At 54.6% G+C, this 24,251-nt stretch carries 20 protein-coding genes and 1 tRNA gene; 11 read left to right on the top strand and 10 right to left on the bottom strand.

Annotated elements, in window-relative coordinates; all coding sequences use genetic code 11:
• The first annotated feature begins 99 nt into the window (after positions 1–99).
• The 6 genes from bamA to ACVWXD_RS05515 all read left to right on the top strand — a co-directional run bounded on the left by bamA (position 100) and on the right by ACVWXD_RS05515 (position 7,721).
• A complete protein-coding gene (gene bamA / locus ACVWXD_RS05540) occupies positions 100–2,466 on the top strand; it encodes an outer membrane protein assembly factor BamA (protein ID WP_260366425.1) in 2,367 nt (788 codons plus the stop codon).
• A gap of 139 nt (positions 2,467–2,605) precedes the next feature.
• Entirely contained in the window at positions 2,606–2,932 is a 327-nt protein-coding gene (locus ACVWXD_RS05535) for a DUF2388 domain-containing protein (protein ID WP_457370761.1), read from the top strand.
• 875 nt (positions 2,933–3,807) lie between these two features.
• Positions 3,808–3,990 (top strand): hypothetical protein, encoded by a 183-nt coding sequence (locus ACVWXD_RS05530; protein ID WP_426101287.1) that lies wholly within the window; start codon positions 3,808–3,810, stop codon positions 3,988–3,990.
• A 146-nt stretch (positions 3,991–4,136) separates the two neighbouring features.
• Positions 4,137–6,341, top strand: a complete 2,205-nt coding sequence (locus ACVWXD_RS05525) for a DNA-binding protein (RefSeq protein ID WP_457370760.1) — start codon at positions 4,137–4,139, stop codon at positions 6,339–6,341.
• 55 nt (positions 6,342–6,396) lie between these two features.
• Positions 6,397–7,119, top strand: a complete 723-nt coding sequence (locus ACVWXD_RS05520) for an AAA family ATPase (protein ID WP_457370759.1) — start codon at positions 6,397–6,399, stop codon at positions 7,117–7,119.
• A 26-nt stretch (positions 7,120–7,145) separates the two neighbouring features.
• Positions 7,146–7,721 (top strand): hypothetical protein, encoded by a 576-nt coding sequence (locus ACVWXD_RS05515; RefSeq protein ID WP_457370758.1) that lies wholly within the window; start codon positions 7,146–7,148, stop codon positions 7,719–7,721.
• A 293-nt stretch (positions 7,722–8,014) separates the two neighbouring features.
• On the opposite strand, the gene ACVWXD_RS05510 is transcribed toward ACVWXD_RS05515, so the two are convergent.
• Positions 8,015–9,400, bottom strand: a complete 1,386-nt coding sequence (locus ACVWXD_RS05510) for an AAA family ATPase (RefSeq protein WP_457370757.1) — start codon at positions 9,398–9,400, stop codon at positions 8,015–8,017.
• Between the two features lie 981 nt (positions 9,401–10,381).
• Between ACVWXD_RS05510 and ACVWXD_RS05505 the strand changes: the two genes are divergently transcribed.
• The 5 genes from ACVWXD_RS05505 to ACVWXD_RS05485 all read left to right on the top strand — a co-directional run bounded on the left by ACVWXD_RS05505 (position 10,382) and on the right by ACVWXD_RS05485 (position 15,016).
• Complete coding sequence (locus tag ACVWXD_RS05505; protein WP_457370756.1) at positions 10,382–10,786, top strand: Mor transcription activator family protein; 405 nt, start codon at positions 10,382–10,384, stop codon at positions 10,784–10,786.
• A gap of 10 nt (positions 10,787–10,796) precedes the next feature.
• Positions 10,797–11,180 carry a Mor transcription activator family protein gene (locus tag ACVWXD_RS05500; RefSeq protein ID WP_457370755.1) on the top strand — a complete coding sequence of 128 codons (384 nt, stop codon included), beginning with the start codon at positions 10,797–10,799 and terminating at the stop codon, positions 11,178–11,180.
• Entirely contained in the window at positions 11,177–12,070 is an 894-nt protein-coding gene (locus ACVWXD_RS05495) for a Mu-like prophage major head subunit gpT family protein (RefSeq protein WP_457370754.1), read from the top strand. The genes ACVWXD_RS05500 and ACVWXD_RS05495 overlap by 4 nt, the downstream gene beginning before the upstream one ends.
• A 16-nt stretch (positions 12,071–12,086) precedes the next feature.
• The gene (locus ACVWXD_RS05490; protein WP_457370753.1) at positions 12,087–12,479 is read left to right on the top strand and encodes a hypothetical protein; all 393 of its coding nucleotides are present in this window, start codon (positions 12,087–12,089) and stop codon (positions 12,477–12,479) included.
• Positions 12,480–12,589: 110 nt separating this feature from the next.
• Complete coding sequence (locus tag ACVWXD_RS05485) at positions 12,590–15,016, top strand: phage tail tape measure protein (protein WP_457370752.1); 2,427 nt, start codon at positions 12,590–12,592, stop codon at positions 15,014–15,016.
• 1,651 nt (positions 15,017–16,667) lie between these two features.
• On the opposite strand, the gene ACVWXD_RS05480 is transcribed toward ACVWXD_RS05485, so the two are convergent.
• The 9 genes from ACVWXD_RS05480 to thrS form a co-directional block, all read right to left on the bottom strand.
• Positions 16,668–16,744: transfer RNA gene (locus ACVWXD_RS05480), tRNA-Pro, on the bottom strand.
• A 90-nt stretch (positions 16,745–16,834) separates the two neighbouring features.
• Complete coding sequence (locus ACVWXD_RS05475) at positions 16,835–17,191, bottom strand: MerR family transcriptional regulator (protein WP_003219935.1); 357 nt, start codon at positions 17,189–17,191, stop codon at positions 16,835–16,837.
• Positions 17,172–17,474, bottom strand: coding sequence for an integration host factor subunit alpha (gene ihfA, locus ACVWXD_RS05470; protein ID WP_002553164.1), 303 nt, complete (start codon positions 17,472–17,474; stop codon positions 17,172–17,174). The genes ACVWXD_RS05475 and ihfA overlap by 20 nt, the downstream gene beginning before the upstream one ends.
• A gap of 3 nt (positions 17,475–17,477) precedes the next feature.
• The gene (gene pheT / locus ACVWXD_RS05465; RefSeq protein ID WP_122756856.1) at positions 17,478–19,856 is read right to left on the bottom strand and encodes a phenylalanine--tRNA ligase subunit beta; all 2,379 of its coding nucleotides are present in this window, start codon (positions 19,854–19,856) and stop codon (positions 17,478–17,480) included.
• Between the two features lie 26 nt (positions 19,857–19,882).
• Entirely contained in the window at positions 19,883–20,899 is a 1,017-nt protein-coding gene (gene pheS, locus ACVWXD_RS05460; protein ID WP_032886973.1) for a phenylalanine--tRNA ligase subunit alpha, read from the bottom strand.
• A 109-nt stretch (positions 20,900–21,008) separates the two neighbouring features.
• Positions 21,009–21,365 (bottom strand): 50S ribosomal protein L20, encoded by a 357-nt coding sequence (gene rplT, locus ACVWXD_RS05455; protein WP_003192488.1) that lies wholly within the window; start codon positions 21,363–21,365, stop codon positions 21,009–21,011.
• 29 nt (positions 21,366–21,394) lie between these two features.
• On the bottom strand, positions 21,395–21,589 hold the full coding sequence (gene rpmI, locus ACVWXD_RS05450) for a 50S ribosomal protein L35 (protein WP_002553160.1): 195 nt from the start codon (positions 21,587–21,589) through the stop codon (positions 21,395–21,397).
• 60 nt (positions 21,590–21,649) lie between these two features.
• Positions 21,650–22,201, bottom strand: a complete 552-nt coding sequence (gene infC, locus ACVWXD_RS05445; protein WP_015884933.1) for a translation initiation factor IF-3 — start codon at positions 22,199–22,201, stop codon at positions 21,650–21,652.
• Positions 22,201–24,123 carry a threonine--tRNA ligase gene (gene thrS / locus ACVWXD_RS05440; protein WP_457370751.1) on the bottom strand — a complete coding sequence of 641 codons (1,923 nt, stop codon included), beginning with the start codon at positions 24,121–24,123 and terminating at the stop codon, positions 22,201–22,203. Before thrS ends, infC begins: the two co-directional genes overlap by 1 nt.
• Positions 24,124–24,251: the final 128 nt, after the last annotated feature.

Genomic DNA, 24,251 nt, shown 5'->3' with positions numbered 1-24,251 from the left:
TAACTTGACATTCGGTTAACCGCACCAAACGCCGCACGCTCTTAAGCTGCCTGTTCACCCGTCCGGCTGCGCCGGCGCTGTATTCTGGAAAAGATCTTGATGAATTTTTCGCGCCTGCTCTGCTCGGTTGCGCTGCTGCTCAATACCTCACTGGCGCTCGCCCAGGGTTTCAAAATCTCGGATATCCGAATCAACGGCCTGCAACGGGTCTCTGCTGGCAGCGTGTTTGGCGCATTGCCGCTGAACGTAGGCGATGAAGCGGATGACCGGCGCCTGGTGGACTCGACCCGCGCGCTGTTCAAGACCGGGTTCTTCCAGGACATTCAACTTAGCCGCGAAGGCGACGTGCTGATTATTAATGTAGTTGAGCGGCCTTCGGTTGCCAGTATCGAGTTCGAGGGTAACAAGGCGATCTCCACCGACGACCTGATGAAAGGCATGAAGCAGTCCGGCCTGGCTGAGGGCGAGATTTTCCAGCGGGCCACGCTGGAAGGCGTGCGCAACGAATTGCAGCGCCAATATGTTGCCCAGGGCCGCTACTCGGCCTCGGTCGACACTGAGGTCGTGCCCCAACCGCGCAATCGCGTGGGCGTGAAGATCAAGATAAATGAAGGCGAAGTGGCGTCGATCCAGCACATCAATGTGGTGGGCAATACAGCATTCCCGGATGAAGCACTGATCGACCAGTTCACGCTCAAGACCAGCAACTGGCTGTCATTTTTCAAGAACGACGATAAATACGCTCGGGAAAAACTCTCCGGCGACCTCGAACGGCTGCGCTCCTACTACCTGGACCGTGGGTATATCAACATGGATATCGCCTCGACCCAAGTCTCCATGACCCCGGACAAAAAACACGTGTATATCACCGTGAACATCCAGGAAGGCCAGAAATACAGGGTCCGTTCGGTGAAGCTGAGTGGTGAGCTGAAGGTGCCTGAGGATCAGGTCAATTCGCTGCTGCTGGTACAAAAGGGCCAGGTGTTTTCGCGCAAGTTGATGACCACCACTTCGGAGCTGATCACCCGTCGCCTGGGAAACGAGGGCTATACGTTCGCCAACGTCAACGGCGTTCCGCAGGTGCATGAGGAAGATCATACGGTTGACGTTACCTTCGCCGTCGACCCCGGCAAGCGGGCTTACGTCAATCGGATCAACTTCCGTGGCAACACCAAGACAGACGATAAGGTGCTGCGCCGTGAGATGCGCCAGATGGAAGGTGGCTGGGCGTCGACCTACTTGATCGACCAATCCAAAGTGCGCCTTGACCGTCTGGGCTTCTTCAAGGAAGTGAACGTGGAAACGCCGGCGGTGGCCGGTGTGGATGACCAACTGGACGTGAACTACGCCGTGGAAGAACAGGCGTCTGGATCGATTACCGCCAGTGTCGGCTTTGCCCAAAGTTCGGGCCTGATCCTCGGCGGCTCGATCAGCCAGAGCAACTTCCTGGGCACCGGTAATTACGCCAGCCTGGGGCTGACCCGCTCGTCGTACCAGAGCAAATACAACATCGGTTTTACCGACCCCTATTTCACTGCCGACGGCGTGAGCCTCGGCTACAACGCGTTCTACAGCAAGACTGACTACAACGACTACTACGATGATGGCGTTTCCTATTACGCAATCAATAGCTTTGGCCTTGGCACAACCCTGGGCTACCCGATCAACGAAACCTCTCGCCTGAGTTTTGGCCTCACGGCGCAACACGACAGCATTGAACCGGGCACCTACAGCGCAGACGAGATCTACGACTTCGTCGACCGCGAAGGCAAGGAGTTCACCAACTTCAAGGCCAACCTGGGCTGGTCGGAATCGACGCTGAATAAGGGTGTACTGGCCACCCGCGGACACTCACAGAACCTCAACGTGATGGTGACAGTGCCCGGCAGCGACCTGAGCTTCTACAAGATCGACTACTCGGGGCAGACCTTCCTGCCTATCACCAACAGCACGTCGCTGCGCTTCCATACCAAGCTTGGCTACGGCGGCGGCTATGGCTCGACCGATAGCCTGCCCTTCTACGAAACCTACACGGCAGGCGGCGAAGGTAGTGTGCGTGGTTTTGAAAGTGGCACCCTCGGCCCACGCAACACCCCGGCCACCGGCGCCTACTCCAGCGCCGGCCAGGCGTACTACACCGACCGCGACACCGAGGCTTTGGGCGGCAATATCCTGATAACCGGCGGGGCGGAATACCTGTTCCCGGTGCCGTTTATCAAAGACAACAAATCTGTACGGACCTCAGTGTTCTGGGATGTAGGCACGGTGTATTCGGACAAGTGCTACCTCAGCACCACCCAGGGCTGTGGCAGCGTGGATTTGAGCCAGATGGCCAGCTCGGTAGGCGTGGGCGTGACGTGGTACAGCCCTTTGGGGCCGCTGAGTGTGAACTTGGCGTATCCGATTCGAACGCCGGAGAATGCAGATAAGCAGGTGTTCCAGTTTTCCATGGGGCAAACGTTTTGATACGTGCGCGTTAGGCCTGATTGAGCTTCTCCTTGGCCGAGATGGATGCGCCGGATATGGGAAATTTTTCCAGCCCAGCAAAATCACCGCGCCCGCGCTGCTACCCTGGGCTGATTAAACAAAAGGGGCGCGACGACGAATGGAATCATGGAAGGCAGCAATCATCGCAGGGCTGGCGTTATTTTCCACTCAAGCGATGGCAGGAGAGATCAAGAAACCCGGCGACCGCGCCATGTTCTGGACGACATCGGGGCCCACCTTCTTCAGCTCCTTCGCCAGTGATGCGACAAGCCATCCCAGCAAATATTTCGGCGCCGCCAAGGCCGATGCACTGGCGTTTATCGGTTCAGAGGGCGAGATCCGCGGCGCCCAGTTTGAGCAGGCGTCCAGATACTATCACTCGACCTACAGCCCACCGTTCATGCCTGATATGCAATTAGCACAGGTCATCGCCACAACGTACTGAGGGAAGCTCTCGGTATAGCGCTAAGCGGTGATGGACGAGGTTTGCTGCCGAGTAAGAAATTCAGGCATGAAAAAGCCCAAGTGTTTCCACTTGGGCTAAGTCATTGAATTATATGGTCGTGTGGGGAGGTGGCAGGTTTGGCACTGGTGAGGAAGTCGGCGGGAAGAAGCGGGATTATCCGAGACAAAACGAGCTAAGCCAGGTAGATCAAGGGTTTCCGGCCTGCACCTCTTATCAACTCAACCCTGAATCAGTGCCAAAGACGCGCTAAACAAAAAAGACGACATTTAGATAGGTATCGCACCCTTTTGCAGATTCTTTGGCATACGTTGCTCTTCATCTAATAATCATTAAAGAGCCCGAGAACAAGGCCTCTTGACCCACTTCCCGACCATCAAACTGGTTCTTTTTCTAGCGGAAGAAAAGGATGCGAGCATCTTTTCTGTTTCCATCGTTTCGTTTTGATATCAAACCATTGTTTTATAAAGGTTTATTTTTACTTTCGTGTTAATGGTCAGGTGATTTAAAACGGATGCAAAAAGAAACAGACGCAACGCATTTCCCCCGCCACTTTTCTATCCCCTACGAAACGTTAGCTCTTGCCGATCACATGGGAAACCGCTAATGTCCACATGTCGCTGCACATCAGCGACCGGGTTTGACGGCCCGAGCAAGTTGGCGCATAAGCGCCCACCATTCGACAGCAGGCGCTTTTTTTGTGCCTGCCGTTTCGTGTTATGGCGGCTGTGCGTGGGGCACCTTCGGGTGCGCTGGGTGCCAACTTTCCCGGTCCGTCAACCCGCGCACAGCTGCCACCCTAAATCGTTTGACGGCGATTGGTGACAGCTCCACATATTAAGTTGGAGCAACACCCCATGAAGCAACATACCCGAAATCCGTCCGCGCTTAGCCGGGCAGCAGCCCTCAGAGCTATGGCTCTCTCCGCCCTGCGAGCAGACTCATCACTTTCCGTACGCCTTGGTCGTTACAACGCCGCGATGGAAAAGGCCCGTGCTCTTGAATCAAGCCACGATGTTGCGGAGGTGACTCATGGCTAACTTCAAGCCTCTCGACTCCAACTCACAAGGCTCTTCAAACCCAGTCCTTTACCTCAATGACAGTGCAACTCGACGGGATCTGATGGACGCTGCCGACTGGCGTCTAGGTGCCGTTAAAGACCTGCTTTCTGTATTGAGCGTTTGCAATGCAGATGACACTGGGGCTCGGGACATCGCGAAGGTTTCGCGTGCTCTACAGCTACTCGTTGAAGATGCTGACTCTCTATACCAGGCCGCTCGCCAAGCAGCATAGCGATAGCTACAGGCCCTGGCGCCAATGGCACCTGGGCCTGTCGTCCGGTAACGAAGCAGGAGGTCTGCTGATGCAAAGCTGGTACACCGCCAAAGAGCTCGCCGGTTTAACTGGCATGCCAAAAACGACTCAGGGCGTTAGGAAAACTGCATCGCGTGCGGGCTGGAAAAGCCAGCTTAGGCAAGGCTCAAAAGCACAGGAATTTCCATTCTCTCAATTACCGGTCGATACCCAAACAGCGCTAATTGCCCGTTCAGTCACAACGCTGCAAACGTCACCGAGTGCCAATACCCACCAAAATTTATTAGAGCGTGACACTGTTTTTCCGTCACGTTTAAACGAAGGCCAACGCTCTGTAATGACGGCCCGCCTAGCCTTTGTGCGCGAGATCGAGCGATTGAATCACGCCATCAGTCAGCAACGCGCTATCGAGACTCTAGTAAGTCTGGCGAAAGCCGACCAACTCAGCACGTACCTGACCGGCCTCGTGGAACGGGCGAACAACCGTAAATCCGGCGAGCGATCTTTGAGCGAGCGCACGCTAAAACGCTGGCTGGCCGACTATCGTAAACAGGGTGAAATCGGGTTGGCTCCAGCGCGCCGCCAGAAAGAGTTGAGTCTGCCAATATGGTCAGCAGCATTCCTAACCTGCTATCAGCGCCCGACCAAGCCCAGCGTCGAAGCAGCTTATGCCGAGTTCGCCCTAAAGCATCCAGTCGAGCGCCCGAGTATTCATGTCGTCCGCCGCTTCCTTAATAAGTTGAGCGCCGAGGCCCGTGAGCGCGGCCGTCGCTCGCCGCAGGAGCTGAAGGCCCTACAACCCTTCAAGCGCCGGTCCACAACAAACCTGCTCCCATGCGACGTGCTTACCGCCGACGGCCACAAGTTCGACGCCGAGGTATTGAACCCGCGCACCGGCAAGCCTTACCGCCCGGAAGTAACCACCGTCCTAGATGTCGCAACGCGCAAGGCACTGGGCATTTCCATCGGTGAGGCCGAGTCAACCATCGGTGTGATGGACGCCCTGCGTGACGCCATGCAACACGGCATGTTCGCCATGTTCTACGTCGACAATGGCTCAGGCTTTCATAACGACACCGTCCGTGAAGTGGTCGACCGTCTCGGCGGCACCATGACCCACGCACTGCCCTATAACAGCCAGGCACGCGGTCTTATCGAGCGCTCCCATCAAACGATTTGGGTCAACGCGGCCAAGAAACTAACCAGCTATATCGGCGCCGACATGGACAAGCATTCTGGCACCAAAGTGCATCGGATCGGCCGCAAAGAGCTACGCGAAACCGGCCGCACCCGTTTGATTCCGACCTTTGCCGAGTTCATGGCCGGTGTCGAATACGAGATTGAAACCTACAACAATAGCCCGCACCGGGGGCTTGCCAAACTCCGCGATCCGCTGACCGGCAAGATTCGCCACATGAGCCCAAATGAGGCCTGGAGGGCAGCCATTGCCGCTGGCTGGGAGCCGATTGTGGCACCCGCCGAGTTGTTGAATGACCTGACACGCCCGCAAGTTATCCGCCCGACACGTCGCGGCGAAGTTACCTGGGCCGGAGAAACCTATTTCCTGGACGCTTTGCGTAACTTTCAGGGCGAGCAAATCCGCCTGGCATACGACGTGCGCGATTCATCCCGCGTTTGGGTCCGCACGCTGGACGGGGAGTTGATCGGCGAAGCAACCCTCGACGGTAATGCCAGCGATTACATACCGAAATCCATGATTGAAAAGGCCTATGACAAACGCGAGAAAGGCCAGATGAAACGTGCCGTGGACAAGCTGGAAACGCTGACCGGCAGTCGCGTAGAAATGATCACTACCTCCCCTGCCCCGTCCGCCGACCTCAGTGCCGAGCAACTGGCCGACGCTCATCGCTTTGCCGCAAGCCTTACGGTTCCTAAAACCAACAGATTCGAATTACCCAGCGACCCGATAGGTAGGTATCGACTGTGGGAAGCACTCAATAAGCGCTTCCAAGCCGGGGAGATTCTTAACTCAGAAGAAGGTTTATGGCATGAGCGATACCCGCGCCATCTCGACTTTACCGCCATCAAGCGGATGTATGAGCACACCAACTCGTAGGGCCATCGCCAACGCTGATGGCCGATAGCAAGAAAACAGCATGGAGAAGCACGGAATGAGCGCACCGAAGATAGTCCCCCTGACGAACGTCGGCTTGCTGGCCAGCGCAGTTGAGCGTGCTATGGCACGACCATCCAACTTACCCGGATTAGTGGTGATGTACGGTGCTAGCGGGCTAGGCAAAACCGTGGGAGCAACATTCGCGGCGAACATCTATCGCGCCTATTACGTCGAATGCCGGGACACTTGGACAAAGAAGGCCTTTCTCGCCGCCGTTTTGCGGGAGATGACGATAGTGCCAAGCCGCACCATGTCGGAGATGGTTGATCAAATCGCAGATCAATTGTCACGGAGCGGGCGCCCTCTCATCGTCGACGATGCACAGTACCTTCTAGAAAAGGCAGCGGCCAACGTTCTGACCGACATCTATAACGCCAGCCACGGAACCATTGTTCTGATCGGAGAAGAGCGCGTACCGTTCAGCCTAGCCAAGCTTGAGCGCCTACATAATAGGGTATTGGAGTGGGTGCCAGCACAACCTGCCACACAGGAAGATCTGCGAACATTGTCAGCCGCCTGCTATCCGAATCTCCAGATTCATGACGATCTTCTTGAAGACTTACGAAAAGCCGTGCGTGGCTGCTTACGTCGAGTGGTGGTAAATCTTTACCGCCTTCAATCCGAAGCCCAAGCGTTCGGCTGGGACTCTGTTAATAGTGCTCAGTGGGGAGACCGTGGCTGGTTCACCGGTGAGGCACCATTGCGGAGAGCGCTCTAATGGGCATTGGCCGGAAGCCCGCGCACATGGTCATTCAGGACGGTAAAAGCAATCGTCAGCGTGTGTGGGAAATGATTAGAAAGCATCCTGAGGGGATTAGTTGTTACACCATCAGTCGGCGCACTGACCTCAACGATGAGACCGTTCGGACATACATAAACAGCCTGAGAAAAGCTGGATACCTGGAACGCGGCAATGGTGTTGGGGATAGAGCTGAATTCCAATTGGTTCGTGACGTGGGCGCCGAGGCTCCCCAGCTTCGATTGGACGGCACCCCAAGCCAACAAGGTCGCGGCACAGAAGCAATGTGGCGCACGCTCAGGATACTGGACGAAGTCAACGCGACCGAGCTTGCGATGTACGCCAGTACAGCAACGCCGACAAGTATTGCCACAGCAAAAAACTATCTCAAGTGGTTGAACTGGGCTGGTTATCTGAGCGTTGTCACTCCAGCGCAACCTGGGAAGCAAGCACGTTATTGCCTTGCATATGGCATGTACACAGGACCTATAGCACCCATGATTCAGCGTCAAGGACAGGTCTTTGACCCAAACACTGGAAAAGTAACGGTTGTGCGCAAACTCAAAGAATCGCGCAGATAGAGCCACTGATAGCCACCGCTGCTGGCGTCTACCCCGGCTTTCTGCTGATTGAAGCGCATGAACAGGAGGCGACCGACCGGAGAGTTGCATTCCACTTGACCACCCGTTTGCATTGCCATTGAGCATTCATTTGCATTTGACCTGACCAGGCATTTGCATCGGATTTGACCAGCATACTGAATATCCTTGACCGGCAGGTGTCGGCCAGAAGCGGCTGCTCCGAACATTTTCCAATGCTTTCTACAACTAAAGCATATCTTCAGTTTTAATATCTGGCTGCAACTACGAACATTTTAACTTTCTTCACGTAACTCTTCCTCCCCTCTAAATTTTATACGAGGAGTATTATCTTTTCCCGCAGAGGTAGGTCGCTTGGCTTTTGCCATTGCGGTTGGAGCTTTAGGGGCGTCCGGTATATTTCCTTGCAGTTCGACGCCACCTTCAAGAGCCTTCATAGCTATAAAGCCTCGAAGTATGTTTTCCCTGTATGTGTAGATCCCTTTTCTGTCTAGAGCGTTCTCAATTATCTCGCCATACTGCTTCTTCTTCAAATCGCGCAGCTTTGCTAGAAAGCTTGACTGAGATAATGGGAGATATTCCGCGGACGGGGTTTTTCCGTGCAGCTTTTCATGTATGCGAATATATGAAAAAAAGATACTCTCGCCGTATCTGATAATATCCTCCGAATCACTTGTCGCCCAAAGTATTTCGGTGTAGTCAGGAGATCTATGAGATGTTGCTTGCTCATAAGGCCGCTTGAGATGGGCGCCGATACTCAAAATCGCATCTTCCAGTGCCTTTTCAAAAATCGTAACGTCCAGATGACTGATAGAGGATTCTTCGTTAAATGCTAGCCAGAGAAGTTTTTCCGTAATTAGATGTGCATAATATGGAAAGCCGTTAGAAATCTTGGCAATTTTGAAACACACGTCGTCATCTACCGAAAGTGAGAACGCAGCAGCAGCATCTCGAACAATGTCCTCTCGCGCTGACCATCCTAAACGCTCAAGTCCAATGGTATGGAGCTGTCGGAAGCTCGACTCGTGTGAACCTAAGAGCTTTTCAAGTGATGTAGACACCCCAGTGAAGATGAACTTTACATTCACCCCTCTATCCCCAAGATCTTTGAGGAACGTCGCAAATAGCTTTCTTTCGACCTCTGAATCTATCTGATCAAACTCATCAATAATTACCACAGGGTTTTCAGAGTGATATTTTGCTATCTCCTCAGTGGCGTTGACCGCTGAGTACATTGAGTCCACCTTAGGCACCTCAACCTTTTTGGCAGTACTCTTCCAGCTAATAGAATAGATCTTGATATTAACAGACTGGCTAATTACGTGTTCATACTTACCCTCAAGCGATTTCATCACCCTATCGACTAAGTTCTCAATAGTTTCATAAAATCTAGTATCAGGCCCACAACCTATCTGTATAGGTGAATTGTCCGGGGACTGATACTGGGCGGCAGCGGCGGCTGCCAATGACGATTTCCCTACGCCCCTATCTCCATAGATAAAAACATGACGCCCATTGGCATATAGAGCCTCCTCTATTAAAGATAGCTCTTTTTCGCGTCCAAATAGCTGTTGTATGCTCTTAACCGGGCCTGATGCTGAGATGTGCTCATTCAGTTTGGTCGTAAAGTCGGTTTTATTCTCAAAGCCTGCAATCGACATAAGACCCCTTGTCAGCACATGGTTAGCGTTCCTGGACGGACAGGTTAGCAGCTTAGAACTGGGGCGCACAGTCACCCAAAGCAGTTGGACTATCCCGAATTGCTGCCAGTCTCCGATTGACTGTCTGAGCGTCCGCTTCGGGTCGACTTCTGTCTGTCAATAACACGCAGTGTGCTGGTCAAACCCGATGCAAACAACCGGTCAAGTCGAATGCAAGTAGGTGGTCAAGTCCAAGCAATTACGCAACCAACAACGCCCTGGGCGAACGGGGCGCGGTATCGAGTGGGTGTTTGTCTCAGGATCAGCGCTCAATCATGTCGGCAAGGTTCGCCTTGATACGTGAGATCCAGGGCATGAGTCAGACGGTCAGTCAGCAACGCGCCATCTTGACCCTGATTGGTCGAGCAGAGGACGGCACGCTCAGTGCCTAGTTGACCGCAAGAATGGCACTGCAACGACCGCAAGGGCGAGGATCGAACGTTATCCGAGCGGATGCTCAAGCGCTGGCTGGCGGAATGTCGTGAGTCTGGGGTGATTGGCCTCGCGCCCTTGCGACCTCAACAGACAGTAAGCCCGCAGGTTTGGGCTGGTGCCTTCTTCGAGCACTACTGGTGTCCTGCCCAGTGTCAAGACTCCCTATACAGTCTTTGTGAGCAAGTACCAGGGCGAGTGCCCAAGCCTTCATCAGGTTCGAAGTTTGCTCAGGAGGTGCAAGTAACGCCTCAGATCGCGTGTAAGCGTTTTTTGTTATGAGGTGGTGGCTCTGCCTACCTTAAGCACCGCTCTCCATTTCTAACGCGGGTCTAACGCCCTTCATGGCTGTGCAACGCAGTCACGCTCTATACGTTTTTCCCGCCAATACAGAATATCGTGATTCACGGTATCTCTCGAAATCGTTCCTCTATATAAAGCGGCGCTGTTGACCGGCGCCGAAAACCTTAAACCGTCCTGATATACGAACCTCTAAGAGAAAGCGTTTCAATGATTCCTGTCGACGCAAGGTTGGTTGGAGACATTGAAATGCAGGAAACCGAGAAAAAGGCCGGACGAAAGAAAGACTTGAATCCTTTGCCTAAGAGCATGATAGAGATGCTCGAAATAATAGAGCACTCCATTAATAAAGAAATGGAATTCGATGCCTCACCCCATCACTTGGCTAAATCGGCAGTTGTCGCTATATGCGATGTGATGGGCGGAGGAATGATTTATCTCCCACGCGGTACAGCACTAAAGAAAAAGCTCAGAAGTGAGGCTCTTTACGCCGACTTTCTGAATGGCATGACCCATGAAGACCTAATCAGAAAGTACGCGGTGGCGTCACAGACGGTGTACGACATTATCACTAATGAACGTGCATTGAGTCTTGCGACAAATTTTAAACACTGAAGGGGGCTGCGTGAGCGAAGAAAAAAAACAGAGTAAGAAGGGAAGGCGCATTCCAAGTGGAACTTGGGAAGGAACCGCGCTCGAACTTTTCAAGTCGATTGAAAGCTCAATAGCATATGCCTTGGAGCATGGGGTGACGCCAGATCACCTTGCAAGCAACGTGGTCACAGGACTCTCCATTAATTTTGGCGGGCGAGTAATTTATATCCCAAGAGGTTTCAAATACGAACTAGCGCAGCGTAATGAGGAAATTTATGCTGCTTGGAAAAGCGATATTCCAATTGTCGATATATCGAAGAAATACGGACTCACATCTGCAACAACTTATGACATCGTTGCCAACTTCGCAAAAGAAGAAGGCTTGAAGAAATCAAAAAATAGGTTTATCAAATGATCGTTACACAAAACACCATTAATGCACTATTCGTTGCTTTTAAAGCGGTATTCCAAAAAGCACAAACAGGCACGCCGACCGATTGGCAGAAAATTGCCACAGTCGTACCGTCCTCGACTCGCAGTAACACCTACGCTTGGCTGGGACAGTTTCCAGCATTCCGTGAGTGGGTGGGAGACCGCGTATTGAAGGATATGGCGGCTCACGGATACACCATTGATAACAAGAAGTATGAAAGCTCCATCGTTGTATCGCGTACCGATATCGAAGATGACCAAATTGGCGTTTACTCTCCGCTGATCGAGGAAATGGGGCGAGCGTCAACAGCCCACCCGAACGAATTGGTCTTCGCCTTGCTCAAGGCCGGCCTCACTACAAAGTGCTATGACGGCCAAAACTTCTTCGATACCGATCACCCGGTTTATCCGAACAGCGACGCGACCGGGGACGCGGTCTCGGTCAGCAACTTCCAAGATGGCGCTGGCCCTGCCTGGTATCTGCTCGATGTCAGTCGAGCGATCAAGCCCATCATCTTCCAGAAGCGTCAGGACTATGACCTTAAAGCGATGACCCGTGTTGATGATGAGTCGGTGTTCATGCGCGATGAGTACCGCTATGGCGTGGATGCGCGGGTTAACGCTGGGTTCGGTTTCTGGCAGTTCGCCTACTGCTCGAAAGCACCTCTCACTGTCGAGAACTATGAAGCAGCTCGCGCCGCGATGATGGATTTCAAAAGCGACGGTGGCCGACCTCTGGGTGTTGTTCCGGGCATGTTGCTGGTGCCGCCAGTGCTTGAAGGTAGAGCCCGATCGCTACTCGTCAAAGATGCCAGCGGTGGCAATCCCTGGGCAGGTACTGCGGAGCCTCTGGTCAGTACCTGGTTAAGCTGATTTAGGAGTTGTCACGATGACTAATATTGATAAGCGTTGGGAAGGCTTGACCATCGGCGGTGAGCTAGCAGTCGGCGTGTACTACGCCGGGTTGCGGCACAAGACATTCACCATGCGTATTCCGCTGGCAGGTGATTTGATCGACGTCCAGAGCGAACATCCTGAAGCGTCGTTGCATGTGGCGACCATGGCTATTTATCACCGCCAATTGTTGTCGCTTGGTGATATTCCAGCCGAGGCGCTGACCTTCGATTTGTTGCGGGCTGAACTGGCAGAAACCGACTTGGCATTGCTGGGTGCCGCCGACGAAGCGCTGGAAAAAAAGCTCGCGCTGCCGAGCGCAGCAAGCACGGCTGGCGACAAGTCGAACACGCCCTTGTCCGATTCGGCTACCGACTCGACGAAATAAATCGTATGCCTAAATCGGAGGTCGAAGCACGTCTCGACCTGCTCATAGGCAAACAAAAAACAGGTACTCGCTACGTGAGTAAACGACGTAAGAAAACCAAGGGGTAATTCATGTCCGCCGATCTACGCGTCGCATTACGTATCCAGGCAAATTCGGGCAACAGCCGACGCGAGATCGCGGGCTTGAATCGTGACCTGCGCCAGGCTGGTAAAGAAGGCGCTCGTGCCCTGGCAACTGAAGGCCAGAAAGCACAAACATCTATTTCAGGTATTGGCCGTGCAGGCGTCGGCAGCTTTAAAGCGATTCGCCAGGCGATGCGGGACAGTACCAAAAGTGGACGCGAGTTCCGCACCGAGGTAATTCAGACAGGTGCTGGGCTTAAAGACATGGGGCAGGCAGCTCGCCGCGCCTCTCAGGAAACCAAGGCAACACTACGCAGTGCAGAACGCGAGGGCATCACACCGCTTCGCACTGGTGTTGATCGCACCAGTACGAGTTTTCGGCAGCTGGCTCGTGCTGCCACCAGCAGCTTGCGGACGATCAAGTCAGTAGCCGCCGCCACGCGGGCCGAGTTCAGTAGGGTCAAAGGCATGATGACAGGCGTTAATGGTCACTTAGCCGGTGCAGGGTTGGGTATTGGTGTTGGACTTTCGGTAGCGAGCAGCGCCAAGACTGACCGCAGGATGATCCAGTTAGGGCAGACAGCCAACATGTCGCCTGCTGAAAATGAGGATATGCGCAAAGAGGTATTCCGAGTATCTAAGTCGTATGGCAATGATCCCGACTCTATTCTGGGCGGCGCAGAAGCCTTGTTGGCTGGTGGTCTCAGTCCAAAAGCAGCGAAGTCGAGTATTGATGCTATTGGTCAAGCCAGCGCTCTACGCAACGCTGATCCTACGATTCTGGCGGGCGCCGGTATGGCAGCAAAGGAGGCATACGGCTTTGACCTGGAGAACCCGGCAACGATGCTGGATATTCTCCAAAAAATGACCATCGCGGGGGATGCGGCCAAGGCTGAGTTGACTGACCTGGGCGGCATCTTTAACAAGGTCGGGGCCAATGCCAGCGCTGCGGGATTTAAGTTCCATCAGTCCCTTGGTCTGATCGAGTCTTTGTCCAACGTCGAGCCCAACGCCGACAACCTGCGCACGATGGTCGGAAGCTTCCTGACGGTATTCAACACTGGCTCCTATCAAGAGCAAGTATCCAAGACCACCGGTATTGAGTTTTTCAACAAAGACAAGAGCCGTCGCGACCCTTTTGAAGTCGTCGCGGACATGCGCAAAAAGTACGACAAGCTGCCTGATGATAAGACCCGCGCTAGCTTTTTCAACGTGGTGTTCAAAAGCATGGATCGCGATGCGGTCACCGCCTGGCGGTGGATGCTCTCAGGTGATCGGCAGGACAACATGGTTGGTATCTCTGATCAGGTTCATAACGCAGCACCTATTTTCAACCAACAGCTCAAGGAGAACACCAGCAGCGCCACCGGGACAGCTGGACGCATGCGTGCCACATTACGCGACGCCACCGACCGCATGTCGCGCCCGATCAACGAAGCCTTCGCCAGCATGGGCACCTATCTGCTTGATGACCTAAATCTCTCCGGTGAACAAATGATGGGGCTGGGCGCTGCTACAGCAATCGGCGGCTATTACACAGGTCGAGGCCTCAAGAAAGGGGCCGGGGCACTGCTGAACAAGCTGCCAGGTGTAGGGAACCCACTGGAAACCATGCAGGGAATCGCGGTAGGTAAAGTGCTAGAAGAAGCCACAGGCGTTACGTCTGTGTTTGTCACCAACTGGCCTAGTGGTATGCCTCTCGGCGGTGGTGTTCCGGACTTGTCGGTAAGAGCTGGAAAGGTCGCAGAACCTGCCAGCAGAGGGGCAGTAGCTGCAACAGCAACCTACTTGATGCGTCGATCCCCTTACATCGCAGGAGCATTTATCCCTGGCTCCACACCTCAAGACGATGATTCGCGGCTTGACCAGGCTCAACGAAACAAACTACTCAACGATGACCAACGAACCTATCAAACTTCCTTCTACCGTAACCGTATGGCTCTGGCCGACAAGAATCCTGACCAGTCATCAGATTGGCTGTCATCGGAAGCCCAGCGTCTAGCACACCATGAAACGGGCCTGACTGCATCAGGCTTACCGATTGAAGGTGCGAATAGCTGGGCGGCAGGAATTGCAGGACGTGCAGTGAATGCTGGTATGGCGACTCAAGCAGCGAATGCGAGGTTGCAGGCAATGATGACGCAATCCAGTCCTACCGACTGGATGTCGGCGCAAGCCCAACGGTTGACTGGCTCAAGCTCTTTGGGACAAGGGGGCAGCCAGCCCAATGGGAGCCTTAACGGGATGATTGGCAACGAGGGTGCAGCGGGCGGCGTCAATGGCCTCAATAGCGCTATCAGCCGCTTGGAGGGGGTACTCAATCGTCCCTTTGTATTTGAGGTAAGAACCGATACCAATACGGTGTTTGCAGAGTTTGAACGACGAGTGGGTATGCAGGTGAGACGTGGAGGCTAGGAAGCAGCTGTAGCAGGAAGGGATGGTTTTACTTCTCCGTGGGTCCATCCCGTCGTACCTTGGCCTTGGACGCTTGGTTAGCGTTCCAAGGTCTTTTTAATTCTGGTATCACAGTGCTAGTAAGGAAACGTTTGTTTGCCCTACCCTAGCGTTCCTATTGAATGATCAGCCGCCGACGCGACCTCCACGCCTACAGCCAGAGAGCGTCATGTGTGTTGATGTCACATTAAGCATTGATCACGTTGACACTCATACTTCGATAGCATCCAAACTAACTGAGAGGGTAACGCCTGTTATTTTTCAAGCAGGCGTAAGGACTGAAATATGCCAAGAAAGACTGAAAAACGCCCCAATACCGTGGCCTGTGGTAATCCAGAATGCTCTCGGAGCAACCTCGATTTCGACGCTTACCAGTCCCGGCATCCTGGCGACCACGTGGAGCAGGAACGCATTCATTGGCGGGCATACCCCGCAATAGGCGGTAGCGCAGTTCTCTGCACCTGTGGGCACTTCACCGTTTTCTACAACCCTTCCGAACAAGAACCACGTCCCAGCCGATAAGCGCAGCTAGGCAACGTCAATGACCTGCTCGACAAATGCTAGACGAATCATCATCGCTGATTGAGCGCTTGGTACGTTCAAATTTGAAGGTGCCAAACAAAGTGCAAATTTTGCGGATTACATCAGCGAGGTGTTGTGCCAAACATCGTGCAAGGTAGTGCCAAAACCGACGCCTCCTTACACCCGCCCACGCGGCAGCCGTGAGGATTCCACCCAGATGTGAGTTAGCAGCGGATTTGGCACCGACCAGGACCTTGCAAGAGATTCCGAGCTGACCGCTAGAAGCCGCGGCCGACGGATCTTTCGAGGGTTCAGCGGCACTCAATCGGTGCCAACTACCTGCAAAATGGTTTGTCACCAAAACAGCAAGAAGTCGGGTGAATTTGCGGTCTGTTTGGCACTGCGGTTTGGGCCCAAAAACGTCGAATTTGGAGGTATAGGTCAGGCTCTCGGACGCGATGGTTTGATTCCAAATCGGCCCCTGGGCCTTGTGATCAAAGGGTCGTCAGAAGGCCCACAGCCCGTCAGCAATCAATTCGAATAGGATGCGCCCTCCCCGCGCTCTGTTCCGTTTCCCTAGCGCACAATCGGAAGTCCGGCTTTCGCTGCTTCCGTTTGTCTTCAAAGGCACGGCCCGCGTGACGTACAGCCGGTTTCGCTGATTTAGGATGGTGACCTTTAAGAACGAAGAATCGGAACTGAGCTTCCAGGGTTTAGCGCCGCGGAGCCCTGAGGAAAAACGCCCTAATCGCCCGGAAACAGTGCGCTTTCCAAGGCTATCTGACATGCGAAAAAGCTGAGAAAGGAAGAGAATTATCAAACAGGATTGGTGCCAAAGGCAGCGCGAAAAAGGGCCAAAAACGGCGTGAACTCACAGGAAGAGAATTATCAAACAGGATTGGTGCCAAAGGCAGCGCGAAAAAGGGCCAAAAACGGCGTGAACTCACAGTATCAGCAACCGACTCACGCGCACCAGCGCTGACGATTCTGAAAAGGAGGGAAGCATGATGAAAAACGCCAGGGTCACTTGGAAAGTCACTATGGCAAAAACAACAAAGCCGCTCGAAAGCGGCTAAGTCATTGAATTATATGGTCGGGACGGAGTGATTCGAACACTCGACCCCTAGCACCCCATGCTAGTGCGCTACCGGACTGCGCTACGCCCCGACTAGGCGTTTTACTGGGTTCGCTTCTGAACGAAGCGATCAGGAATATACCGCAAGCTTTTGAAATGTGGAAGTATTTTAAAAGCCTGTATTACTTCTTCAAAACCACCAGCACATCTTCGAGTTCGGAGATCATCTGGCGAATCATTTGCTTGTATTGGGTGGTATCGTCTTTGGCCTCATCACCGGACATGCGCTGGCGAGCGCCGCTGATGGTGAACCCCTGGTCGTACAGCAACGCGCGGATCTGTCGGATCATCAGCACATCCTGGCGCTGATAATACCGACGGTTCCCAGTGCGTTTGACGGGGTTAAGTTGAGGAAACTCCTGCTCCCAGTAGCGCAACACATGCGGTTTTACCGCACAGAGCTCGCTGACTTCACCAATGGTGAAGTAGCGTTTGCCTGGGATGACGGGTAGCTCGTCGTTATGACTTGGTTCCAGCATAAGCCTCAACTCGGGCCTTCAACTTCTGCCCTGGACGAAAGGTGACCACACGGCGAGCCGTGATCGGGATTTCTTCTCCCGTTTTTGGATTGCGGCCAGGCCGCTGGCGTTTGTCACGCAGGTCAAAGTTGCCGAAACCGGACAACTTGACCTGTTCGTTGTCTTCCAGAGCGTGTCTGATTTCTTCAAAAAACAGCTCGACCAATTCCTTGGCCTCGCGCTTGTTCAGACCCAACTCTTCGTACAGACGTTCCGCCATCTCAGCTTTCGTCAAAGCCCCCATACGTCACTTCCTTAACGTGGCGTTCAACCTTTGTTCGAGCGAGGTGAGGATATTTTGTGTCGTGGTATTCACCTCATCGTCATTAAGAGTGCGCGATGGATGCTGCCAGGTCAAGCCAACTGCAAGGCTTTTTCTATGCGGATCAATGCCTTTACCTTGATAGACGTCAAATAGCCTGAGGTCTGTCAGCCATTCCCCTGCATTTTCACGGATAACATCCAAAACGGCAGTGGCGGCAACTTCACGGTCAGCGATCAGTGCCAGGTCGCGGCGCACTTCTGGGAAGCGCGACAGCTCGCTGAATTTAGGCATCTTGCCCGAGGCGACTTCAGCCAGGACCAACTCGAAAACGAATACTGGACGGTCGAGACCGAGGGTTTTCGACAATTCTGGGTGGATAGCACCGACGAAGCCTACCAAGCGACCTTCACGTTCAATACGTGCAGTCTGCCCTGGATGCAGCGCCGGGTGGCTGCCAGGAACGAAGGTGAACGCATCCAATGCACCAGCAAAGCCAAGGACGGCTTCCACGTCAGCCTTGACGTCGAAGAAGTCCACAGCATCGCGGCCCTGCGCCCAGCCCTCCGGCAAGCGACTGCCGCAGACAACACCGGCCAGCATCGGCTCTTGCTTCAAACCGTCCAACTGACCAACGAAACGCAGACCACTTTCAAACATGCGCACGCGGTCTTGCTGGCGGTTCAAGTTGTGGGAAAGGGCCTTCACCAGACCAGGCCATAGAGACGAGCGCATCGCGGCCATGTCGTTGGAGATCGGGTTGGCCAGCAACAGGGGCTGGACACCAGGGTTGAACAGTTCGAACTGTCTCGGATCGATGAAGCTGTAGGTCACCGCTTCCTGGTAACCACGGGCAACCAGCAGACGACGCAACTCTGGCAAGTGCGCACGCGCCTCGGCCTTGGGTTGCGGTGCCAGGCGCGCTTGCGGATAACGAACCGGCAGGCGGTTGTAACCGTACAGACGAGCCAACTCTTCGATTAGATCGACTTCCAGGCTGATATCGAAGCGATGGCTTGGCACTTCAACATGCCACTGCCCTTCCCCGCCCGCAGAGATGTTCAACCCGAGGGCCGACAACAGTTGCTCGATTTCAGTCGGTGCGATGACCAGGCCAAGCATTTGCTCAACGCTCTTGGCGCGCAGGGTGATCGGCGCAACGCACGGCAGATGCTGTTCGCTGACAATCTCAGTGATCGGGCCGGCTTCGCCACCGGTGATTTCCAGCAGCAGGCCAGTGGCGCGCTCCATGGCTTCACGGGCGAGCTTCCAGTCTACGCCACGCTCGTAACGGTGCGACGCATCGGTGTGCAGGCCGTAGGAGCGGGCCTTGCCAGCGATGGCGATTTGATCAAAAAACGCGCTTTCAAGGAAGACATCGCGAGTGGTCGCGGAAACACCGCTGTGCTCGCCACCCATTACGCCGGCGATCGCAAGAGCGCGGGAATGGTCAGCGATCACCAGGGTGTCGGCGCGCAGGCTGACTTCCTGGCCGTCGAGCAGAACCAGCTTCTCGCCTTCTTCAGCCATGCGTACGCGGATGCCGCCATTGATTTCGGCGAGATCGAAGGCGTGCAGCGGCTGGCCCAGTTCAAGCATCACGTAGTTGGTGATGTCGACGGCAGCGTCGATGCTGCGTACGTCGGCGCGGCGCAGGCGCTCAACCATCCACAGCGGAGTTGGCTTGGACAGGTCGACGTTGCGAATTACGCGGCCCAGGTAACGTGGGCAGGCAGCTGGCGCCAGCACCTCAATCGGACGCACTTCATCGTGTACCGCAGGCACGGCGGCAACTACTGGACGGGTAACCGGGGCGTTGTACAGCGCGCCCACTTCACGGGCCAGCCCAGCCAGGGACAGGCAGTCGCCACGGTTTGGGGTCAGGTCGACCTCGATGCTGGCGTCTTCCAGTTCCAGGTAGACACGAATGTCCTGGCCAACAGGCGCATCCGCCGGCAGCTCCATCAAGCCGTCGTTACCTTCGCCTACCTGCAGCTCCGCCTGGGAGCACAGCATACCGTTGGACTCAACGCCGCGCAGCTTAGCCTTCTTGATCTTGAAGTCGCCTGGCAGTTCGGCACCGATCATGGCAAACGGAATCTTCAGACCCGGACGCACGTTTGGCGCTCCGCACACAACCTGGAAAGTTTCCGCCCCGTTGCTGACCTGGCACACACGCAGTTTGTCGGCATCAGGGTGCTGCTCGGTGCTCAGCACTTCGCCCACAACCACGCCACTGAAAACACCGGCGGCCGGCGTTACGCTATCGACCTCAAGACCGGCCATCGACAGACGAGCAACCAGCGCGTCGCGATCTACCTGCGGGCTTACCCAGCCGCGCAGCCATTGTTCACTGAATTTCATCCTGCTCTCCTAAAGATTCGTTACGACTAGCGAAATTGCGCGAGGAACCGCAAGTCGTTGTCGAAGAACAGACGCAAGTCGTTCACGCCGTAACGCAGCATGGCCAGACGCTCAACGCCCATGCCGAAGGCAAAGCCCGAGAACTCTTCCGGATCGATCCCGGACATGCGCAGCACGTTGGGGTGAACCATGCCGCAGCCCATCACTTCCAGCCAACCAGTCTGCTTGCAGACTCGGCAGCCTTTACCGCTGCACATCACGCATTCCATGTCGACTTCAGCGGAAGGCTCGGTGAACGGGAAGAACGATGGACGGAAACGTACCGCCAGCTCTTTCTCGAAGAACACTCGCAGGAACTCTTCGATGGTGCCTTTGAGGTCGGCGAAGTTGATATCGCGATCAACCAGCAGGCCTTCGACCTGATGGAACATCGGCGAGTGGGTGATATCGGAGTCGCTACGATAAACGCGACCTGGGCAGACGATGCGGATCGGCGGTTTGTTCGCTTCCATGGTGCGGACCTGTACCGGTGAGGTATGGGTGCGCAACAGCATGTTCGCGTTGAAATAGAAGGTGTCGTGCATCGACCTGGCCGGGTGATGGCCTGGGATGTTGAGCGCCTCAAAGTTGTGATAGTCGTCTTCGACCTCAGGGCCTTCGGCAATGCCATAGCCTATATGGGTGAAGAACTGCTCGATACGTTCCAGAGTCCGGGTGATCGGATGTAGACCACCCGAGGCCTGGCCACGGCCAGGCAAAGTTACATCAATAGACTCGGCGGCGAGTTTGGCCGCAAGATCGGCCTCCTCCATCGACGCCTTGCGCGCATTGAGAACCTCTGTGACGCGCTCCTTGGCAACGTTAATCAGCGCGCCGACTTGCGGGCGCTCTTCGGCTGGCAAATTCCCCAGGGTCTTCATCACCTGAGTCAATTCACCCTTTTTGCCAAGGTAGTGAACCCGGATTTGCTCCAGGGCATTGATATCTTCAGCGCTTTGCACAGCCTCAAGAGCTTGAGCGACGAGCGCGTCCAGGTTTTCCATGTACAGACTCCAGATACAAAATAGGGGAAGAGCTTGAAGGCTCTTCCCCTATTTATGACGTTTACCACCTTGGGCTACAGGAGCAGCCCAAGGTGACTGTCGGGGGTACTTAAGCCAAGGAGGCTTTAGCTTTCTCGACAATCGCAGCAAACACCGCTTTTTCGTTCACGGCCAGTTCAGCCAGAACCTTACGGTCGATTTCGATGGACGCTTTTTTCAGGCCAGCGATGAAACGGCTGTAGGACAGACCGTTAACACGCGCACCGGCGTTGATACGAGCGATCCACAGAGCGCGGAACTGACGTTTTTTCTGACGACGGTCACGGTAGGCGTATTGGCCTGCCTTGATTACCGCTTGTTTGGCAACACGGAATACGCGTGAACGCGCGCCGTAGTAGCCTTTAGCAAGTTTCAGAATTTTTTTGTGACGCTTACGGGCCATGACGCCACGCTTTACACGAGCCATGAGTTACTTCCTCTATTCTTGATCCAAAATTAACGAAGGCGCAGCATGCGCTCGACTTTTGCCACGTCAGACGGATGCAGCAAGCTGCTACCGCGCAGTTGACGCTTACGCTTGGTCGACATTTTGGTCAGGATGTGGCTCTTGAAAGCGTGCTTATGCTTGATACCGTTAGCAGTTTTCAGAAACCGCTTAGCAGCACCACTTTTAGTCTTCATCTTTGGCATGTTCGGATACTCCGCATTCAGTTGATAAACATAATCAGAAGGCCTGCCGTGCCCTGTTGATTACTTCTTCTTTTTCGGGGCGATGACCATGATCAGTTGGCGTCCTTCCATCTTAGGATGCTGTTCGACCGAACCGTACTCAAGCAAGTCAGCTTCAACCCGCTTGAGGAGTTCCATCCCCAGCTCCTGGTGGGCCATCTCACGGCCGCGGAATCGCAAGGATACCTTGGCCCTGTCCCCATCACTCAGGAAACGTACCAGGTTGCGCAGTTTTACCTGGTAATCCCCTTCCTCCGTCCCTGGACGAAACTTGATTTCTTTTACTTGAATCTGCTTTTGGTTCTTCTTCGCCGCGGCAACCTGCTTCTTCTTTTCGAAGATCGACTTGCCGTAGTCCATCACCCGACAAACAGGTGGGATTGCATCGGCGGAGATTTCCACCAAGTCCAGCTTGGACTCTTCTGCAATACGAAGCGCTTCATCAATCGAGACGATGCCAATCTGCTCGCCGTCAGCGCCAATTAACCGAACCTCGCGTGCCGAGATATTCTCGTTGATCGGGGCTTTCGGTGCAGCTCGTTTATCTTGTCTCATTTCACGCTTAATAATAATTACTCCGAATCTGGGCGACCACGCCGGGAAACCGCTTGCGCGAGGAACTCAGCGAACTGGGCGACGGGCATAGAGCCCAGGTCAGCACCTTCACGAGTACGCACAGCGACAGTCTGCATCTCGACTTCCCGATCTCCAATAACCAAAAGATAGGGGACCTTGAGCAAAGTATGCTCGCGGATTTTAAAGCCGATCTTTTCATTTCTCAAGTCGGACTTGGCACGAAATCCGCTTTCGTTGAGAGTTTTTTCAACTTCAGCGGCAAATTCTGCCTGTTTATCAGTGATATTCATGATCACTGCCTGGGTCGGAGCCAGCCACGCGGGGAATGCACCCTCGTAGTGCTCGATCAGGATCCCGACGAACCGTTCGAACGAGCCGAGGATCGCCCGGTGCAGCATAACCGGGTGCTTACGACTGTTGTCTTCGGAGACGTATTCGGCTCCCAGACGGATCGGCAGGTTAAAATCGAGCTGCAGGGTACCACACTGCCAGACGCGGCCAAGGCAATCTTTCAGCGAGAACTCGATCTTCGGACCGTAAAACGCGCCCTCCCCCGGCTGCAGGTCGTACGCAAGCCCCGCACTATCAAGCGCTGCGGCCAGTGCTGCTTCGGCGCGATCCCACAGCTCGTCGGAACCGACACGCTTTTCCGGACGAGTGGACAGTTTCATCTCGACGTCGGTGAAACCGAAATCGCGATAAACGTCCATGGTCAGCTTGATAAACGCAGCGGATTCAGCCTGCATCTGCTCTTCTGTGCAGAAGATGTGGGCGTCGTCTTGAGTGAAACCGCGCACGCGCATGATGCCGTGCAGCGCACCCGACGGCTCGTTACGGTGGCAAGCACCGAACTCGGCCAGGCGCATCGGCAACTCGCGGTAGCTCTTCAAGCCCTGGTTGAACACCTGCACATGGCATGGGCAGTTCATTGGCTTAATGGCGTAGTCGCGGTTTTCCGACTGGGTGGTGAACATATTGTCGGCGTAGTTGGCCCAGTGCCCGGATTTCTCCCACAGACTGCGATCAACGACCTGCGGGGTCTTGATCTCCAGGTAACCGTTATCACGCTGCACCTTGCGCATGTACTGCTCAAGCACCTGATACAGGGTCCAGCCGTTCGGATGCCAGAACACCATACCCGGCGCTTCTTCCTGGAGGTGGAACAGATTCAGGCGCTTGCCGATCTTACGGTGATCGCGCTTTTCAGCTTCTTCGATGCGCTGGACATAGGCGGCCAGCTGCTTCTTGTCAGCCCAGGCAGTGCCATAGATACGTTGCAACTGCTCATTCTTAGCGTCGCCGCGCCAGTAGGCGCCGGACAGCTTGGTCAGCTTGAATGACTTGAGGAAGCGTGTGTTCGGCACGTGCGGACCACGGCACATGTCGACGTATTCTTCGTGGTAGTACAGGCCCATGGCCTGCTCGTCCGGCATCTCTTCCACCAAACGCAGCTTGTAGTCCTCACCACGGGAAGTGAACACTTCGATCACTTCGGCGCGCGGGGTGACTTTCTTGATGACGTCGTAATCTTTCTCGATCAGCGCGTGCATGCGCTGCTCAATGGCAGCCATGTCGTCCGGAGTGAAAGGACGTTCGTAGGCGATGTCGTAATAGAAGCCTTCTTCGATAACCGGACCGATTACCATCTTCGCGGTTGGGTACAACTGCTTGACCGCATGGCCAATCAAGTGCGCGCAAGAGTGGCGAATGATCTCCAGCCCCTCTTGATCCTTGGGCGTGATGATTTGCAGACTGGCGTCAGAGGTGATCAGGTCACTGGCATCAACCAGTTTGCCGTCGACCTTGCCGGCCACAGTAGCCTTTGCCAGACCGGCACCAATGGATGCGGCGACTTCGGATACGGATACAGCATGATCGAATGAACGTTGACTGCCATCGGGAAGAGTAATAGTTGGCATGGCGCCTCCTCTCCTAGTGGTGACCCCTACCAAAGGTCACGTGGGTTGGGATGAGCCAGTACAAGATCCAATACCAGGCCGTTCAGTGATGAACGCCTGCCTTACAGCGGCAGGAGCCTTTCGGCCAA

It is taken from the genome of Pseudomonas sp. TE3911, from assembly GCF_054062775.1.
The sequence above is the reverse complement of the archived record's forward strand: the minus strand, read 5'-3'. Positions and strand labels throughout refer to the sequence as shown.

Bases quoted from the DNA above. Each gene is read 5' to 3' on its own strand.
- bamA (WP_260366425.1), top strand. From the start codon at position 100: ATGAATTTTTCGCGCCTGCTCTGCTCGGTTGCGCTGCTGCTCAATACC.
- ACVWXD_RS05535 (WP_457370761.1), top strand. From the start codon at position 2,606: ATGGAATCATGGAAGGCAGCAATCATCGCAGGGCTGGCGTTATTTTCC.
- ACVWXD_RS05530 (WP_426101287.1), top strand. From the start codon at position 3,808: ATGAAGCAACATACCCGAAATCCGTCCGCGCTTAGCCGGGCAGCAGCC.
- ACVWXD_RS05525 (WP_457370760.1), top strand. From the start codon at position 4,137: ATGCAGATGACACTGGGGCTCGGGACATCGCGAAGGTTTCGCGTGCTC.
- ACVWXD_RS05520 (WP_457370759.1), top strand. From the start codon at position 6,397: ATGAGCGCACCGAAGATAGTCCCCCTGACGAACGTCGGCTTGCTGGCC.
- ACVWXD_RS05515 (WP_457370758.1), top strand. From the start codon at position 7,146: ATGGTCATTCAGGACGGTAAAAGCAATCGTCAGCGTGTGTGGGAAATG.
- ACVWXD_RS05510 (WP_457370757.1), bottom strand. From the start codon at position 9,400: ATGTCGATTGCAGGCTTTGAGAATAAAACCGACTTTACGACCAAACTG.
- ACVWXD_RS05505 (WP_457370756.1), top strand. From the start codon at position 10,382: ATGATTCCTGTCGACGCAAGGTTGGTTGGAGACATTGAAATGCAGGAA.
- ACVWXD_RS05495 (WP_457370754.1), top strand. From the start codon at position 11,177: ATGATCGTTACACAAAACACCATTAATGCACTATTCGTTGCTTTTAAA.
- ACVWXD_RS05490 (WP_457370753.1), top strand. From the start codon at position 12,087: ATGACTAATATTGATAAGCGTTGGGAAGGCTTGACCATCGGCGGTGAG.
- ACVWXD_RS05485 (WP_457370752.1), top strand. From the start codon at position 12,590: ATGTCCGCCGATCTACGCGTCGCATTACGTATCCAGGCAAATTCGGGC.
- ACVWXD_RS05475 (WP_003219935.1), bottom strand. From the start codon at position 17,191: ATGCTGGAACCAAGTCATAACGACGAGCTACCCGTCATCCCAGGCAAA.
- ihfA (WP_002553164.1), bottom strand. From the start codon at position 17,474: ATGGGGGCTTTGACGAAAGCTGAGATGGCGGAACGTCTGTACGAAGAG.
- pheT (WP_122756856.1), bottom strand. From the start codon at position 19,856: ATGAAATTCAGTGAACAATGGCTGCGCGGCTGGGTAAGCCCGCAGGTA.
- pheS (WP_032886973.1), bottom strand. From the start codon at position 20,899: ATGGAAAACCTGGACGCGCTCGTCGCTCAAGCTCTTGAGGCTGTGCAA.
- rplT (WP_003192488.1), bottom strand. From the start codon at position 21,365: ATGGCTCGTGTAAAGCGTGGCGTCATGGCCCGTAAGCGTCACAAAAAA.
- rpmI (WP_002553160.1), bottom strand. From the start codon at position 21,589: ATGCCAAAGATGAAGACTAAAAGTGGTGCTGCTAAGCGGTTTCTGAAA.
- thrS (WP_457370751.1), bottom strand. From the start codon at position 24,123: ATGCCAACTATTACTCTTCCCGATGGCAGTCAACGTTCATTCGATCAT.